The organism is Psychromonas sp. KJ10-2 (assembly GCF_047323255.1).
GTDB lineage: Bacteria > Pseudomonadota > Gammaproteobacteria > Enterobacterales > Psychromonadaceae > Psychromonas.
In genome coordinates, this window is the sequence record NZ_CP178827.1 from 1927993 (window position 1) to 1945227 (window position 17235).

Annotated in this window: 16 protein-coding genes and 2 pseudogenes; 8 read left to right on the forward strand and 10 right to left on the reverse strand. The window is 39.3% G+C overall.

Annotated elements, in window-relative coordinates; translation table 11 throughout:
- Positions 1 to 23: 23 nt before the first annotated feature.
- From ACLKL2_RS09230 to leuA, 8 genes are all read right to left on the reverse strand, one after another.
- On the reverse strand, positions 24 to 599 hold the full coding sequence (locus ACLKL2_RS09230) for a DUF6162 family protein (RefSeq protein ID WP_413694162.1): 576 nt from the start codon (positions 597 to 599) through the stop codon (positions 24 to 26).
- The gene (locus ACLKL2_RS09235) at positions 596 to 877 is read right to left on the reverse strand and encodes a hypothetical protein (RefSeq protein WP_413694163.1); all 282 of its coding nucleotides are present in this window, start codon (positions 875 to 877) and stop codon (positions 596 to 598) included. The genes ACLKL2_RS09230 and ACLKL2_RS09235 overlap by 4 nt, the downstream gene beginning before the upstream one ends.
- Before the next feature lie 44 nt (positions 878 to 921).
- On the reverse strand, positions 922 to 1755 hold the full coding sequence (locus tag ACLKL2_RS09240) for a DUF4198 domain-containing protein (RefSeq protein WP_413694164.1): 834 nt from the start codon (positions 1753 to 1755) through the stop codon (positions 922 to 924).
- A 37-nt stretch (positions 1756 to 1792) separates the two neighbouring features.
- Positions 1793 to 2311: a DUF2271 domain-containing protein gene (locus tag ACLKL2_RS09245; RefSeq protein ID WP_413694165.1), complete on the reverse strand. Its 519-nt coding sequence runs from the start codon at positions 2309 to 2311 to the stop codon at positions 1793 to 1795.
- Positions 2312 to 2323: 12 nt separating this feature from the next.
- Positions 2324 to 2959, reverse strand: a complete 636-nt coding sequence (locus ACLKL2_RS09250; protein WP_413694166.1) for a PepSY-associated TM helix domain-containing protein — start codon at positions 2957 to 2959, stop codon at positions 2324 to 2326.
- Between the two features lie 240 nt (positions 2960 to 3199).
- On the reverse strand, positions 3200 to 3439 hold the full coding sequence (locus ACLKL2_RS09255) for a winged helix-turn-helix domain-containing protein (protein WP_413694167.1): 240 nt from the start codon (positions 3437 to 3439) through the stop codon (positions 3200 to 3202).
- Positions 3439 to 3891 (reverse strand): response regulator, encoded by a 453-nt coding sequence (locus ACLKL2_RS09260; protein WP_413694168.1) that lies wholly within the window; start codon positions 3889 to 3891, stop codon positions 3439 to 3441. Before ACLKL2_RS09260 ends, ACLKL2_RS09255 begins: the two co-directional genes overlap by 1 nt.
- A gap of 202 nt (positions 3892 to 4093) precedes the next feature.
- Complete coding sequence (gene leuA / locus ACLKL2_RS09265; RefSeq protein ID WP_413694169.1) at positions 4094 to 5830, reverse strand: 2-isopropylmalate synthase; 1737 nt, start codon at positions 5828 to 5830, stop codon at positions 4094 to 4096.
- Between the two features lie 279 nt (positions 5831 to 6109).
- Between leuA and ACLKL2_RS09270 the strand changes: the two genes are divergently transcribed.
- The gene (locus ACLKL2_RS09270; RefSeq protein ID WP_113817402.1) at positions 6110 to 6586 is read left to right on the forward strand and encodes an Lrp/AsnC family transcriptional regulator; all 477 of its coding nucleotides are present in this window, start codon (positions 6110 to 6112) and stop codon (positions 6584 to 6586) included.
- A 53-nt stretch (positions 6587 to 6639) separates the two neighbouring features.
- Complete coding sequence (locus ACLKL2_RS09275; protein ID WP_413694170.1) at positions 6640 to 7308, forward strand: alpha/beta hydrolase; 669 nt, start codon at positions 6640 to 6642, stop codon at positions 7306 to 7308.
- An 83-nt stretch (positions 7309 to 7391) separates the two neighbouring features.
- Here ACLKL2_RS09275 and ACLKL2_RS09280 read toward each other — a convergent pair.
- A pseudogene (locus ACLKL2_RS09280) lies at positions 7392 to 8256 on the reverse strand (LysR family transcriptional regulator).
- A 189-nt stretch (positions 8257 to 8445) separates the two neighbouring features.
- Between ACLKL2_RS09280 and ACLKL2_RS09285 the strand changes: the two are divergent.
- From ACLKL2_RS09285 to ACLKL2_RS09305, 5 genes and pseudogenes are all read left to right on the forward strand, one after another.
- Positions 8446 to 9579: an S-(hydroxymethyl)glutathione dehydrogenase/class III alcohol dehydrogenase gene (locus ACLKL2_RS09285; RefSeq protein WP_113817399.1), complete on the forward strand. Its 1134-nt coding sequence runs from the start codon at positions 8446 to 8448 to the stop codon at positions 9577 to 9579.
- Between the two features lie 64 nt (positions 9580 to 9643).
- A complete protein-coding gene (gene fghA / locus ACLKL2_RS09290; protein ID WP_413694171.1) occupies positions 9644 to 10498 on the forward strand; it encodes an S-formylglutathione hydrolase in 855 nt (284 codons plus the stop codon).
- A 183-nt stretch (positions 10499 to 10681) separates the two neighbouring features.
- Positions 10682 to 12001: pseudogene (locus ACLKL2_RS09295) on the forward strand (methyl-accepting chemotaxis protein); the annotation flags it as partial.
- 61 nt (positions 12002 to 12062) lie between these two features.
- Entirely contained in the window at positions 12063 to 12362 is a 300-nt protein-coding gene (locus tag ACLKL2_RS09300; protein WP_413694173.1) for a hypothetical protein, read from the forward strand.
- 457 nt (positions 12363 to 12819) lie between these two features.
- On the forward strand, positions 12820 to 13803 hold the full coding sequence (locus ACLKL2_RS09305; protein WP_413694174.1) for a hypothetical protein: 984 nt from the start codon (positions 12820 to 12822) through the stop codon (positions 13801 to 13803).
- A 61-nt stretch (positions 13804 to 13864) separates the two neighbouring features.
- Here the strand turns inward: ACLKL2_RS09305 and arsH are convergent, their stop codons facing one another.
- Positions 13865 to 14596: an arsenical resistance protein ArsH gene (arsH, locus tag ACLKL2_RS09310; protein WP_413694175.1), complete on the reverse strand. Its 732-nt coding sequence runs from the start codon at positions 14594 to 14596 to the stop codon at positions 13865 to 13867.
- Positions 14597 to 14966: 370 nt separating this feature from the next.
- On the opposite strand from arsH, the gene ACLKL2_RS09315 reads away from it, so the two are divergent.
- Positions 14967 to 17195, forward strand: coding sequence for a TonB-dependent siderophore receptor (locus ACLKL2_RS09315; RefSeq protein WP_413694176.1), 2229 nt, complete (start codon positions 14967 to 14969; stop codon positions 17193 to 17195).
- The last annotated feature ends 40 nt before the right edge of the window (positions 17196 to 17235 follow it).

The following is a 17235-nucleotide window of genomic DNA, read 5'->3' on the forward strand; positions in this document are numbered from 1 at the left end:
GTGGCCTATATAAAAATAATCAATTAATGGTGGTGTGCTGTCTCTTCAACGTCATCACTAAAAATAACTTGTATCCAACCAGCATCAATAAACTGCTCAGTGGATAACACTGTTGCATTGTCTTCCGTTGACGCTAATGCAGGCAACAGACTTGCTTGTTGTGCTTGGTCAAACCAAATATCCACTGCTTGACCTTGACTATTCAACAAATAACGCGTGCCATCTGTAACAGGCTCACTTTGATAAACACCCGGCGCTACTAATAACCATTGGTGCTTTCCTTGGTGATCCCAGCTTTTATCTTTAACAAAAGGCGCCAACCAACCTTCCTCTAACTTCGCTACTTCAGGCCATGTTTGATTGGTTTCATATAAATAACGAATCTCCTCATGAGCAAGTCGCAGATCGGCAATCATAGCTAATGGAGAAGGCGCTAAATCAGAAATAAAGACCTGGTGTTTAGCCAGTGTATGATGGCCATCGTGCGCACTATTAAAAGGTAATAATAAGCTACCAACAATAAGAATAAGGGCACATAAAAAGGCAATCCAATACCCTTCATGTCCCCTATTTTCACTAACAACGGATTGTGTGATCATTTTTCGTTAATCTCTACACCATCTACTTCAACTGGGTATTCGTGCCCAGAATCAAAGACGATATAAAATTCATCAACGCTAAGTGTAAACGTCGCAATGGAACGTTTGTCAGTTTTTACTTTGGCAATTAAGTTGTCGTCATAGTCGTACATATTAACGGTAGAATTCGTTGCTTTACTACCATCACTGTAACCAGCCTGGCATTCGATAAGGTCGCCTTTTGACCAGCATTCCATCAACGGATAATGGGCTAATGCTGCGCTACTAGTAAATAGCAAGCCAGCCCCGGCTATACTATTTACGATGCGCTTAACCAATGCCACTAAGGTAGTACCGCTTCAAAGGTTAAGTGAACAGAAACATTCATATTGTCTGCTAATGGGTTGTCAGTAATCGGCGCTTTATGTGTTGCTTTTAATAGGTAACGACCAGCAATTTCAGGCGTAAATTCAATGAAACCTTGCTCGTCACTCACCACATCAATTTGCTCTTGTTGATTACGGTATAACGTACCATCTCGGGTAATGTCAGCTTTCACGCCCACTTGTGGTTTACCGTTAAAGAACAGTTGAAAACGCACAGGCTCTGTTGCCACGATATCTGCAGGGTTAGTTTCTGGCTTTAATTCTAGGTATGTACCTTCTAATGGGAAAGGCTTTTCACTTGGTTTACCGACAGTAATGTAAGTTTCAGCGCGAGTGTAAAATAATGTACTGCTCACATCTCTTGCACCTTCAGGCAACAAGGCTGCACGATCTACTTTACTAGCTCGTAATCTTTTTTGCGTATCGCGCTTGCCGGCTTTGTAATGCGTTACATAACTTGGAAAGTTATTGACTTGTACGCGATGCGTCCCTTCCTCAGTAAAATGAAAATCAAAGACAGAACGGCGCTTACCACGTAAAACAGCATCTGGTCGCTCTTGGCGCCCATCTGGCATAACGATGCGCGCATTTTCAGCACCGGCAGGTTTATCTAATACAAATGTGCCATGGGAAGCGGTGACGTCAAATGCTAACCAATCGCCACCTTCTTTAGAGATAGCGAAGTGCGATGGCATAATCCAACGAGGATGGGCATTAGCTACTTGAGATAGCGTTAAGCCACCTAGCATAGCGCAAGCAACAGCAACAGTACTTATTTTTTTAGATAACATCAGAGTCTCTCTTCTTTTCATGAATTTAAAAGTAAATTTATTGAATATGGTAATGTAGGTTAATCAAGCCAGTTTCTTCAGTGGGCTGTAAACTCAGCTTAAAATCTTGCTCTGCAAGTTGTATTTTTTGACGTAGGTAATTACGCCCACCATGTTCACGCACTACTTCTACGTAGAAGGTATAATCCCCCTGCTCCACACGTTTCCCTTGCTGATCTAACCCATCCCATGAAAAGCGGTACTGGCCAACAGGTCGAGTTGCAGAAGTAACAGCATCAACGACGGCGCGATCATTACGGCCTACTTTACGCCACCAACTTCTTAAATCTTTTAACCACTCATCTTCACCAACCCATAATTGGATAGTACGTACCGGTTGGCGTTGCTTATCTTCAATCCAAACGGCGACATAAGGGCGCGCATAGATGCTCGCTTCCACAGTAGGAATAGTAAACTCAATGTCCATCACAGCCTGTTCAGGGATAGCCTTAGCATTTACCCAGTTAGGTAAAATAAGTAATGCACTTAATACATAAAACACACTTTTAAATTTCATTGTTAACTCTCATTAAGGAACGGCAAATAGATAGATTAATAGGGTTACTACTGAGCCAAAGGTCATCCATTTCAGGCCTAAACTAAAGCTCTTCTTTTTCGGCACTAATAAACACACACCCGTTAAAGCAAAAAACACCATTAAGAAGCCACTAATATCAATGAACCAAGCCCATACTTGGCCACTATTACGGCCTTTATGTAGATCATTTAATACTGCCACGACCCCATAATGTGTTGATTCTATTTCAGCTTCTCTACTAACGAGGTCGATAAATACAGTGCTATTAAAGCCAGGGCCTTTGTAATCTAAAGAGATCTCCCCTTCGAGTATTTCCCCTTCTTCGATATCACTAAAGATGTGCATTGAAGAAGGAGTACCTGAAAGGTTTGCATGGCTACTAAGGTAATCCAATAAACCTGACTTATTGACGCTCAAACGACTACTTTCAATACTAAAAATAGTATCAGGGATAACTAAAAACTGCTGTTCAACCTGCGGAGTATCACTGGTATATAAATGAGGACGATTTAAGGTGATACCGCTAATTGCAAAGAATAAAACAACCAGCAATAAAGCCATTGAAACATAGATGTGTAAGCGTCTAGCCCAAAGTTGTACTTTTTTGTTTTTTAATGAGAAAGCCATGAAAAAAGATCTTAATTAAGGAGCTGCTTATTAGGGATGCAAATGTAATTCATTATCATTTAATTAATAAATAAATTTACATTCTTTACATTTGAAAATTAAAGGCAGAAAAACGAAAAAAATATCAATTGCTCAAAGGGTAAGAAAAAAGGGGTTATTTTAAACACTCTCTTACTATTTAGAGAGTGTTTAGCGAAAACAGCGTTATTGAGGAGAATGGGTCTCTAAATTGGCGTACTGCTATAGGAAAAACAGAAACAGAGGTGCAATTTTACCTAACCTCTCACTGAAACTATAACCTTTACCATGTACGGTTCTTATATGTAGCTTAGATAGTCCTGCATTAGACATTTTGCGGCGAATATTACTAATATGAACATCTAAGTTTCGATCAAACATCGAAAGCTCTTTCTTCAACACTTCTTTCTGTAATGTCGCTTTCGAGATGATATCCCCTTCTTTGCTAGTCAAGTATTGCACTAATTGCTCTTCAGTATCGGTAAAGGGTAAACGTGATATTTTAGAAGAGAATTGCTGACTGCAATAAGTAAAGCTAGCGCGTTTTTTTCTAATGCGACACGACGAAGCAACACATCCACATGCACTATTAAAGCATTGTCAGAAAATGGTTTCATTAAATATTGATCGGCACCTGCTTGTAATTGTTCAAGTAACACATCTTGTTTATCTACTTCGCTTAATAACAAAATAGGAACAGCAAAATCTTCATAAATATTGGCGATCAAGTTTAAAGTCGCTTCAGATGTGGAGCTATCATTAATAATAACTAGGTCTGCACCTTGTTGTGCTAGGAGGTTAAGTACATTGTCACTGTTACCTAAGCAAGTTACTTGATGTGAAGCTTTGAACAGTACTTTAGTGATCAAAGGTCGGCTTTCAAGATCCGTATCAACCACGACAATATTAGACATAACAATCCTTTGCAAATGAGAATGAGTCGCATTCTACTTCTTGCGTGATGTTTTATCAATATATCATTGTGGAGATCTTGATAGAAAATGAGTGTTTTTTGCTGAAGTGATTTGTTGGAAGTGTATTAAAAACGACAAAGCTTCGCAGACATTAACATCTACGAAGCTTTATTGTTTAGTCATTAACCTTAAGGCTGGCTAATTAAGCAGAGATAGCAGCGCTATTGACTACTTGCACATCACTACGGCTTAGTGCATTTAGCACCGCTTGCATTGATGCAGTAACAATATCATCACAATGCGAAGCCGCGCAGTAACGTTGCCCTTGGATACTTATTTGAACATAAGCCATTGCCACTGCTTGCTCATTTTCTGAGCCTGCCGTACTTGGTAAAGCATGCTCATTGTAATCAAGTAGCACAATATCGTGACCGATCGTAGCACTCAACCCTTTTACAAAGGCATCTAACACACCTTTACCTTTACCGGACAACTCAACTTGTTGCCCTTGTGTTTGTAATTTAGCTTCTAACGTATCAACACTACCTTCACGGTTTAACTGATAACTTTCAATATTTACCGCATGGTTAGGATTTAAGTAGGTATTTGAGAAGATCTCATGAATCGCAGTTGGCCCTACTTCAGCTTCACTTTGTTCTGCAAAAGCTTGAATATGAGGACTAAAATCAACCTGCATCCAGCGTGGCATTTGAATACCGTAATCTTGCTCAAGTACATAAGCAACGCCGCCTTTACCTGATTGACTATTAATGCGAATCACTTGTTGGTAATTACGTCCTAAATCACGAGGGTCGATAGGTAAATATGCCACTTCCCAATGTGCATCAGGATCATCTTTGCGTTTTTCAGCATCAATGCTCATACACTTATTAATCGCATCTTGGTGGCTACCAGAGAATGCAGCAAATACTAATTCGCCCGCATAAGCGTGACGAGGATGTACTGCTAGTTGCGTACAGCGTTCAACCGTCGAAATAATGCGATCCATATCTGATAAAATTAATTCAGGATCGATACCTTGACTGTAAATGTTCATCGCCATGGTCACGATATCCATATTACCAGTACGCTCACCATTACCTAATAACGTACCCTCAATACGGTCAGCACCCGCTAATACACCTAACTCGGCAGCGGCAACACCACAACCACGGTCATTGTGTGTGTGTAAACTAATTCTTACTGAATCACGATGACTAATATTGTCGTTGATCCATTCAATTTGGTCGGCATAAACATTTGGCGTTGACACTTCAACGGTAGCCGGTAAGTTAATGATCACTTTTTTGTCTGGCGTTGGTTGCCATACATTAATTACCGCATCACATACTTCTAATGCGTAATCCATCTCTGTACCAGTGAAACTTTCCGGTGAATATTGGAATAACCATTGTGTTTCAGGCTGTTGTGCAGCCATCTCTTTTACCCATTCAGCACCTTGAATGGCAATACCTTTAATTTCATCACGTGACTTTTTGAAAACTTGCTCACGTTGCACGGTAGAAGTAGAGTTATAAAGGTGAACAATGGCTTTTTTAGCGCCTTTTAATGCTTCAAAGCTGCGCGCAATAAGTGGCTCTCTCGCCTGCGTTAATACTTGGATCGTCACGTCATCTGGAATATGATCTTCTTCGATCAACTGACGTACAAAATCAAAATCAGGTGCAGAGGCAGCAGGGAAGCCAACTTCAATCTCTTTGAAACCCACATCAACTAATAACTTAAACATTTCTAGTTTTTGGCTTGGGCTCATTGGCTCAATCAATGCTTGGTTACCATCTCGTAAATCTACACTACACCAATCAGGTGCATGGTCGATTACCAGATTAGGCCAACGTCGATCATTTTTTTGAATAGGTGCAAAAGCACGGTATTTTTTATGATTGAAGCTAGATGCTTGGTTATTATTGGCTGACATAAGACATTCCCTAAAAACGATTCTTTAATGGTTACTATTTGTGGGTATCATACTAAGAAATTAAAGATAAAGATAAAAGAATTAGCGAGTTGGCTCAGCATGGTAAGATTGTTGCCACCCGTTCCCGGTTAGGAACTTCGCTCGCTATCCATGGTGTAAACTATAGCGAACTTTTTAGAGTGAATGATTGCAAAGTAACCATTAATAATAAAAAACATTGCAACAAATAACTACCATTAAGTAAAATAGTAGTGAATAAATACAATTGTAGGAATATGTATGCAATCCATCGTGAAATTAGACCGTATCGACAAACAAATATTGCAACTAATGCAAGGTAATGCGCGTATCAGTAATTTAGAATTAGCTGACAGTATTGGTTTATCACCAACACCTTGCTCGCGCCGAGTGAAACGCCTAGAAGAATCGGGGATCATCGATAAACATGTGACCTTACTAAAAAGCGCTGCCTTGGGATTAAACCTCACGGCCATGATTGGTATTAGTATGGATAGGCATACTCCTGAGCGTTTTGAAAACTTTGAAACGTCGGTAACCGCCCTACCAGAAGTATTAGAATGCTTAATTGTCACCGGGCAATCTGCAGATTTTTTATTAAAAGTGGTGGTGCGTGATATGCAACATTATGAGCAGTTTCTATTAGGTCATATTACTAAATTAGAGGGCGTAACCGGTGTTCACTCTAGTTTTGTTTTACGTGAAGTATTAAAAAAGACTGCATTACCATTAGATTAGCGCAACCTTTTCATACAAAATTATATTTTAAGTTATTTATAAGGAACAATAATATGTCTGCCACTTTAGATAAAATCATCGTAAACCCTACTAAAGAAGCAACCTCATGCGTTATTTGGTTACACGGTTTGGGGGATTCTGGCGCAGGTTTTTCACCTATTGTTCCAGCATTAAAATTGCCACAAGACCACACTATTCGTTTTGTTTTTCCACATGCCCCAGAGCAAGCAGTAACCATTAATCAGGGTGCTGTGATGCGTTCTTGGTACGATATTAAAAGCATGGACCTACATAACCGTGCCGACCTGACAGGTGTTATGGAGTCAGAACAACGTTTACATGCACTGATTCAAGAGCAAATTGATAGCGATATTGCAGCAGATAAAATTGTATTAGCCGGTTTCAGCCAAGGTGGTGTGATCAGTCTATTCTCAGGATTACGTTACCCACAAAAATTAGCAGGCGTGCTTGCTATGTCTTGTTATTTACCAAGCCCAGATCACTTACCAGCAGAGTTATCAGTAGCCAATAAAAACACACCTATCATGCAGCACCATGGCGAACAGGATGAAGTTGTGCCAGTTCAAGCGGGTAAAATGGCTAATACATTATTAATTGATGCAGGTTATCAAGCGCAATGGCAATCATATATGATGCCACATTCAGTGGTTGCAGAGCAGTTAGTGGATATTGCAGCGTGGATCCAAAAGGTATTAAAGTAAACTATTCCTAACGCCCCGAAATGACCTTATTGTTATTATCAATACAGAAATCGGGGCTAATACCAGTCATACTAGTTAAATGATTATTTTAAGTTCGTAGACAAATAATCGATCAACAAGCGTATCTTAGGTGATAAATAACGGTTCTGGGGTAGACAGCCCAAATCCCTTCGGCAGGCTCCCTGAACTGATCTAAGATAGTCACTAATTGCCCTGACTCTATATAAGACTGCACGTAATAATCAGGCAGTTGCACAATACCAATGTCTTTTAGTGCAGCATCCACTAAGCTTAAACCACTGTTACAGCGTAAGTTACCTTTTACTCTTATGTTTTTCTCTTTACCCTGCTCGATAAAACGCCAATAGTCACGCGTCCCCAATAAGCAGTTATGTTGTTTTAACTCAGATAAAGAGTGTGCTTCACCGTGTTTTTGTAAATAAGCAGCCGATGCACAAACAAAATTAGAACGTTGACTGAGCCTTTTAGCGATTAAGCTAGAATCCTGCAACTGCCCTAACCTGATTGCCACATCAAAACCACCATCAATTAAATCAACACGGTTATTGGTTAACTCAGTGGTCACTTCTATTTCATTATGTAAAGCAACAAAGTCATTAATTAACGGTAACACTTTCTGTTCACCATAAGTGACAGGCGCTGTTAGTTTTATCTTACCTTGCGGGTTCGCTTGTAAGTTTGTGATCGCTTGCTCTGCATTAGTTAACCCATCTAATAAGTTACGGCAATGCTGGTAAAACAATTGTGCTTCTTCTGTCAGCGAGACTTTACGTGTTGTGCGATAAAAAGTTTGACCTGTAAGCGTTTTTCTAAGGCGCTAATTTGCCGACTAACCTGTGCCGTTGATATATTGAGTTGTTTAGCCGCAACGGAGAAACTATTCGCTTCTGCGACTGCCACAAACTCATTAATTCCTTGCCATGACATTGTTACCACCTAGTAAAAGTAATTTTCATTTTAGGTAGATTATCATTATTGTAGAAATAAATATAATAGCTATCAAATAATGCAATACCAATTATAGTAAATACAGAGCTAAGTATTTTTCTGGGAAAATGGTCTATTTTAACCATTCATTATTATGATTGATATTTTTCACGTTTAATTGGAGCAAATATGACAGATCAATTCATTAAATCAAAAGCAGCTATCGCATGGGGCCCAAATCAACCATTAGTGGTTGAAGAGGTTGATGTGATGTTACCACGCAAAGGCGAAGTACTAGTTAAAGTTATTGCATCTGGTGTTTGTCATACTGATGCATTCACTTTATCAGGTGAAGACCCAGAGGGCCTATTCCCAGTTATCTTAGGTCACGAAGGTGGTGGTATTGTTGAGCAGGTTGGCGAAGGCGTGACTAGCGTGAGTGTTGGTGACCACGTTATTCCACTATACACAGCTGAATGTGGCGTTTGTAAGTTCTGTACTTCAGGTAAAACTAACTTATGTAGTGCGGTACGTGAAACTCAAGGTCGTGGTGTTATGCCAGATGGAACAAGCCGTTTCTATAAAGACGGTCAACCTATCTTCCATTACATGGGTTGTTCTACATTCTCTGAGTACACGGTATTACCAGAAATTTCATTAGCTAAAGTAAACAAAGAAGCACCGCTTGAAGAAGTTTGTTTATTAGGTTGTGGTGTAACAACCGGTATGGGTGCTGTGTTAAATACGGCGAAAGTTGAAAAAGGCGATAACGTTGCGATCTTTGGTTTAGGTGGTATTGGTCTATCTGCAATCATTGGTGCAAAAATGGCAGGTGCAAATAAAATCATTGGTATCGATATCAATGAAAGTAAATTTGAACTAGCTAAACAGCTAGGTGCAACTGATTGTATTAACCCTAAAGATTACGACAAGCCAATTCAAGATGTGATCGTTGAGATGACCGACGGCGGCGTTGAATACTCATTTGAGTGTATCGGTAACGTTGATGTAATGCGCAGTGCATTAGAATGTTGTCACAAAGGTTGGGGCGAATCTGTCATTGTTGGTGTTGCTGGTGCAGGCCAAGAGATTTCAACTCGTCCATTCCAATTAGTAACAGGTCGTGTATGGCGTGGTACTGCATTTGGTGGTGTTAAAGGCCGCTCTGAATTACCAGAGATTGTTGAGCGTTACTTAGGCGGTGAATTTAAGTTAAGTGACTTTATTACTCACACCATGCCACTAGAAGAGATCAATACATCATTTGATTTAATGCACAGCGGTGAAAGTATCCGTAGTGTTATCCACTTCGACCACAAATAAATATCTTATTTATGGCTAAGCACTTATTAGCGCTTAGCCTCCTCATTTTTAAAAGGGCTATACAATGATCCTTGAAAATATCAGCAGTAATAAACTTTTTGAAGGATGGCACAAGCAATATACTCACCCTTCTTCTGTATTAAACTGTGAAATGCGTTTTGCCATCTATTTACCACCTCAAGCTACCAGTAATACTCCGGTGCCAGTGATGTATTGGTTATCAGGCTTAACTTGTAGCGATGAAAACTTCATGCAAAAAGCCGGCGCACAAAGATTAGCAGCTGAATTAGGCATCGCAATTGTGGCACCCGATACGAGCCCACGTGGCGAACAAGTTGCAGATGATCAAAAACAAGCTTATGACCTTGGCTTAGGCGCAGGTTTTTACCTTAATGCCACACAAGCTCCATGGAATAAGCATTATCAAATGTACGATTACGTTGTACATGAGCTACCTAAGTTAATCGAAGCGAACTTCCCTGTCACATCACAACGCGTGATCAGTGGACATTCAATGGGTGGTCACGGTGCATTAACCATTGGCTTACGTAACCCAAGTTTATACACCTCAATCAGTGCATTTAGCCCTATTTGTAACCCAATTAATTGCCCTTGGGGACAAAAAGCATTGACGGCTTACTTAGGTGAAGATCGCGAGGAATGGAAGGCTTACGATAGCTGTGAAATACTCTCTAGTTTATCTGAGCATCAACCTATTTTGATTGACCAGGGTAGCCAGGATTCATTTTTACAAGAGCAGTTAAAACCAGAGAACCTGTCTGCACTCGTCAATAAAAAGACCAACTACTTTCAACTTAATATGCGCGAAGGTTACGACCATAGCTATTACTTCATCAGTAGCTTTATAGAATCACACCTGCGTTTCCATGCATTAAACTTAGGGTTACTAAAAAAGTAATTCAGTTTTTGTACCTCCAGTCAATAAAGTAAAGGTAGGTAGTTGCCTTTACTTTCATCCCCTCCTCAGTCTGAAATAAAACAACGTAAATCCAAATACAATTCTAGCTCTCACTTTTTAGGTAGTAGTGGTAAAGTCTAAACACCGTATTTCACAATAACTTTTATACTATAAGGATTTAGTTTGAATTTATTTAGGAACTTAACGTTATCATTTAAAATATCTGGCTTAGTGCTATTACTATTATGTGCCCTCTTATTTATCTCCATTAACTTAGTTAATAACAGCAGAGAGGTGGTTAAAAATATCACGCTCGACTCAGAGATTTTACAGTTTTACTCACTCACCAATACCAAATGGAAAGAGATCACTAAGGCTTATCAAGACTCGGAAGAGATGGGTATGAAATTTTCTGCTCGAGCCATTGAACAAACAGAGCTAGAAACATCAACCGATAAAGTAAAAACACTGTTAACAAGTTATCGTGATAATTTATTGAAGATTAGTCCGACGCTTGAACATCAATGGGATCAGCAACTAGCATTACCCCAAGATCAAGGTTTAATCGTAGCCCGTGACCAACTAGTCATGCAGGTTAAGCAATTGGACAGCGCTTTATCTGACTTAACAAATGTCTGGTTAACTCAAGCTACCTTTGTGGCACGTAAAAAAGCAGAAAAAGCCGCACGCTTAGCTTTTCCTCCCATTTTGGACAGCATCGAACGCATTAATAATATGCATGACAAATTAGTGAATATTCGCGCTACGAACATCATTGAAAAAGAAAATAAGATTATGATTCAGTCGATGGTACTAGCCGTGAGTATCTTCTTTGTTGTCATCGTCATCTCTTTTTTAATGATTAGAAAACTCAAAACAGACCTACATAGCATTGTATCTGCCACTTCATCATTAGCAGAGGGTGACCTTAGTAACAACATTGATGTCGGTGATAATAAAGATGAGATCAGCGAGATTAAACGCTCTGTTTCTTCAATGACTAACAATTTGAAAGCTATTTTCCAATCGGTAATTGCGATGGCTAATAACTTAAATGATTCAACCAATGGTTTGCTTAAAGATAACCAACAAAGAATCGAAGATGCTGAATTTCAACGCAGCAGAATGAATACCTTATCAAACTCTGTAGATGAACTTTATGGTGTTTCAACACAACTTGCTGAGCATGCGGATAACGCAGTTGCTAAGTCAGATAATGCTATTGAATCCGCACAAAAAGGTAAAGGAATCGTTCATGAGACCATTAATTCCATTGAGGATTTAGCCAACGAGATTGAAAACTCTGTGTCGGCGATTCAGCAGTTAGATACTGAAGCCGATAACATCACCAATATTTTAGAAGTGATAAAAAGCATAGCCGACCAGACTAACTTATTGGCGTTAAATGCAGCGATTGAAGCAGCACGAGCAGGAGAACAGGGCCGAGGGTTTGCAGTGGTAGCCGATGAGGTTAGAAACTTAGCCCAGCGTACTCAAGACTCTACCTGGGGAAATACAGGTCACATTAGAAACGCTAAAACGCAGTACTTTGAGCGCAGTCTCAGTGATTAATAATAGCCATAATAAATCATTACAAAGTGTTGAGCATGTAGCAAATACAGGCAATGTGATAGATGAAATCAATATTTCCGTTGAGCAGATTAAAGATATTTCTAAACAAACCTCTAGTGCCTCAATACTACAAACCACAACTTTAGATGAAATACGCACAAATGTAAGAGAGGTTAATCAAGTGAGCGAAGAGAATAATAATCGCGCTCAGGTTTCTATGGCGTCAGCCTCTTCGTTGTCAGCATTAAGTGAAGAGCTGCTCAACTCGGTGAGTTATTTTAAATTAAAATAATTTTACTGATGAAAACAACCATCTAAATTAGACATAGATAGCAGTAAGTTATCTATGTTTAGCTCTATCCCCCTGTTTTAAATTAACTTATACCAATTGTATTAAATAACTGATCTAAATTTTGCGCCGGAAAAATGGCTTAGTTTGAGACGTAAGTTGATGTAAATGGTTGTTCCCTATACGAAACTTACAACGAAAAAATAAGTTATTTTAACAAGTAAAATAGATCAGTTACTTACTATGATTGGTATTATCTTCAGCTTATTTAGTCATCAATCCTTCATCTTATACCTTTATTTTACTCACCATTATTGAATAACAGTAATAAGCCTATGTGATGAAATTATTAATCTATTTATCAGGTCTTTATTTTTACTTTTTAACAATTCAGTGAACTTTCGTGAATTGAATGGCGTATATCTTTTCAATGTAAAATATTCTTTATAAGGTCTCTCAGATGGTGAAACAAGTCGCATTGCGTTTAGGTGAAAAGATCATGCCTAAAGCACCAAAAGTATTACTGAGTAATGGTAATTATTGTGTGCCTCAACACTACCTCACTTATCATCATACACTCGCCAGTGTAGAAGCATTAATCTGTGATATTGAATATGACCCAAGATATGTGGTGTTTGCAGCGCAAGAAGCAAGTGGCTTATATATTCAAGTCGGTGTTATCGGACATGATAATTACCACAAAAAGTCATCGCTGAAAGCAAACCAAGAGAAGCTATTATTTGGTAGGAAGTGGCGTGTTGAACCCGAACTCCCAACTTCTGAAATTATTCAAAGTGTATTTTTGGCCATTAAAAAATCGCGCGAACATGAAGTAAGAGAGCTATTTAAACTCACACTCAATAACAGCACAACTACACCATTTAACACACATATTGATTTGCCTTTAATGGCTGAGTTTTATAATAAAAAGGATGTAGTTAATGAGCAGAAAAAAGTACTCAGCGCAGAACAAGAAATAAACGATACGTTAACTAAAATCACTTATGATCACAGCACCTTAAGTTTATCTGAGGTTCAACAACGACCTAATGGTTTGTGGCTAGTTGATATCAATGTCCATCAAAGCCAGCGAAGTACATTAACTGAAATGACCAATGCAACACTGTATTTAATGGTTGAAGACCTTACCTTAAACACATTAAGCAGAGCGTTAATGCAAGAGTTTATTCGATTGAGCGACTTACAGGTAGATAAACACTTTAATTATCGTGGCTTTCATCGTTTTGACCCAAGTATCGATATTGCTGATATAGCTGACTTATCACAACAAACTCGTAAACATGATCTCGCCGCTCACTTTGCGAATGAGTTTTCTAAAACCAACCAAAAAGTAGATTTAATGCGCATCCCACCTGTACAAGCAGGGGCATTAGCACAGAAGCATAAACAGATTATCGAACAGTATCTACAACCTGCCGGATAACACCCTCAACTTAACCTACTGGAATTGAATATCGTGCTAGGCACGATGTTCAATTCTGTATTTATATGCTTTTTTGATTAACCCGTTGACTCAGTTGCTCTACACTCTCAACACGCTCAGAATAACGATCTACCATATAGTCTTTATTATCACGTAATAATAGAGTGAATTTCACCAACTCTTCCATTACATCCACAATACGGTTGTAATAGGATGAAGGTTTCATACGTCCATCTTCTTCAAACTCTAAAAATGCTTTTGCCACAGAAGACTGATTTGGAATAGTAAACATACGCATCCAACGACCTAAAATACGCATTTGATTAACCGCATTAAACGATTGAGAACCACCACATACTTGCATGATTGCTAAAGTTTTACCCTGTGTTGGTCGCACCGCTCCGATACTTAATGGCATCCAATCAATTTGACTCTTTAGAATACTCGTCATTGACCCATGACGCTCAGGCGAACACCAAACTTGTCCTTCAGACCAAATCATTAATTCACGTAACTCTTTGACTTTAGGATGGGTTTCATCTTCCGTATCCGGCTGCGGTAACCCAGCTGGGTTAAAAATACGGGTTTCAGCCCCCATTGCTTCTAATAAACGCGCACTTTCTTCCACTGCTAAACGGCTATAAGAGCGATCTCGCAATGAGCCATAAAGTAATAGGATTCTTGGTTTATGAATAGCTCTTGTTGCTGCAGAATTAACAACTAATTTATCGACACTTGGTATATCGAATGTGTTTTCTTGGATATTGGGTAAATTCGAGTCGCGATTGGACATTTTATTCTCCTAAGCAGGCCACAGACTAAAAAATAATTAACTAAACGATCAGACTTCACGTAGCCCTCGCCAAAATATAACATAAATTGCATATGCACTTATATATATGTATGAGTGTATTTTATTTTCTGCTACCTAAACAACATACCGTTAGCTACTTTTCCCGGCAATAAATAGGCCTCTATTCATTGTCACCTTTTTCACTAACCTATAATGCGTTTATTTTATAACCACAAAAACAAATGTAAAAAATGTAAATAACGCCTCCATTTAATAGTAATAATTATCATTTAGTTTAAAGTGCGCGCCAGTATATTGGATATACCAAATGGATTAATAAAATAATTATTTAAAAAGGAAACATTGGAGCATGTCTAGCAAGTCTTTCACCACCTCAAAATCACTCTCTCATTTAGCAGTAGGCTCAGCCCTAATCACAGCGCTATGTCCAACCTCATTTGCCGCAGAAGTAGATGCAGAAGATGGAGTATCAAGCCTTGATACCATTACTGTAACAGCAGAGTCTGAGCAACAAGGTATTAATAATACCGTTGACTCTACAGCAACAAAAATGAACCTAACTTTAAAAGAAACTGGTCGTTCTGTTGTACGAGTATCGGAGAAAGAAATCAGTGATATGGCTGCTGAAGATACACGTGATGTTGCTGAATATGTTGCAAGTTTCCACACAGAAAGTTCGGCAGCGCGTCGAGTGATTGTGCGTGGTATTGAAACTAATATCGATAATTTTATGGTGAATGGTTTACGCTCATTACAAGGTGGGGAAACAGGTACAGGGTCACGTTTACCAAGCACTTATAACCTTGAATCAGCAACTTTTCTTACCGGTTCTGATGCCATCTTATATGGAACAGGTGTCGGTGGCGGTATGGTAAATGTCACCACTAAAAAGCCTAAAAAAGAATCTGAAACAACCTTAGGCATTAAAAACCGCTCTTTTGTTTCTGATGACACGGGCTACTTTGAAAGAAACCAAACATCAGTAAACATCGACTCTACCGGTGAATTAGCAAGTGATAAAGTATTGTACCGCATCAATGCAGAATTAACGCCGGATGCTGATGGTTACCAAGAAGGTCGTTCTTATGATGATCAACTAGTTGATGCATCATTAACTTTCTTGGTCGGTGAAGATACAAAAATCACACCGCGTGTAGAATATAAAAACCAAGAGAGAGTTGGCGGCAGTGCATGGACAGATGGTGTATTCACCACTAACTTCGCTAACGGTACATTAGGTGATACCACTAGCAGCTACGGCAGTGTGATCAACCGTGGTAGTTACTACGGCAGCCCGCTTGATAAAGGCACCACAGAATCAACGACATTAGAACTTAGCGTTGAACATCAATTACAAAACTGGACGTTAAATGCACGTGCAGCCGCGGTTCGTACTGAATCAGAATCTCAAGATTTATACATTAGTAATAGTAGTGCGCTAGGTAACAGCATTGGTGATACCACCTTCGAAAGAAAATGGGTATACGCGAAAGGTGAAGATCAATATGCATTACTAGATATGAATGCCGAAGGTAAATTTGATACTGGAGAGCTTGAGCATCATCTTATTGCCGGTGCGAACTTCCGTTATAAAGAAACTAAATTTATGCGTAACTTCCAAGATAACGCAGAAGCAGTTGGCCTATACACGATTGACCTTTATGATCCAGATAGCCAATTATACTCAGCAATGCCTGACTCTCTAAAAGACGGCGATTTTTCTACCGCGACTGATAAAGAGCTTAATTTATATCTAAAAGATCGTATTTCGCTTAACGACTTTACCTTAGCACTAGGGGTTGGTTTCACTAAGTACGTAGGTGAAGAAACAAGTTCAAGTGATGATGCTTATGACCAAGACCTAACTAACTTCATTTATGATCTAGGTGTTGTCTACCGACTTACCCCTGAAATCAACCTATTTGCTTCATACAGCCAAGCTTATGAGCCAGTGGATACATCAAACTTAATCCAATATGGCCAAGATGGTGTTGAGTATGAGTCAGAAGAAAGTGACAACTATGAAATTGGTGTGAAAGGCGATTTCTTTGATAAGAAACTAGATGCAAGTGTGACGTTATTCTACATCAACACTAAAAACCCAACGAGTACTGAAACCATCGATGGAGAGCGTGTCTTAACACAAGAGTTAGGTGAAGCGTTTAGATCGACAGGTGTAGAAGTTGATGCCATCTTCCACTTTAATGACCAAATCTCTAGCCGTGTTAGCTATGCTTACACAGATGCACACGATACGACCGGCGATGATGCGGGTAGACAAGCTAACTACACGCCGTACCACGCATTCTCAGTATGGAATAGCTATGCGATGCAAAATGAGCCAATGCGTTTTGCTTTAGGGATGCGTGCAGAAGGTTCCCGTAACGATGATGACTACACCATTCCTGGTTATGCAGAGTTTGACTTTGGTGCTTACTACGAAATGGACAAATGGGATGTATCATTAGTGGTACGTAACCTATTTGACAAAAGTCGTGTTGTCACAACACCAAACTGGGTATCTGCAGAAGCCAACGACCCTCGTTCAATCACCTTGGACTTTAAATACCGTTTATAACGGTTAAAATGAGTGGGCAGTAATACTACTGCCCACTCTC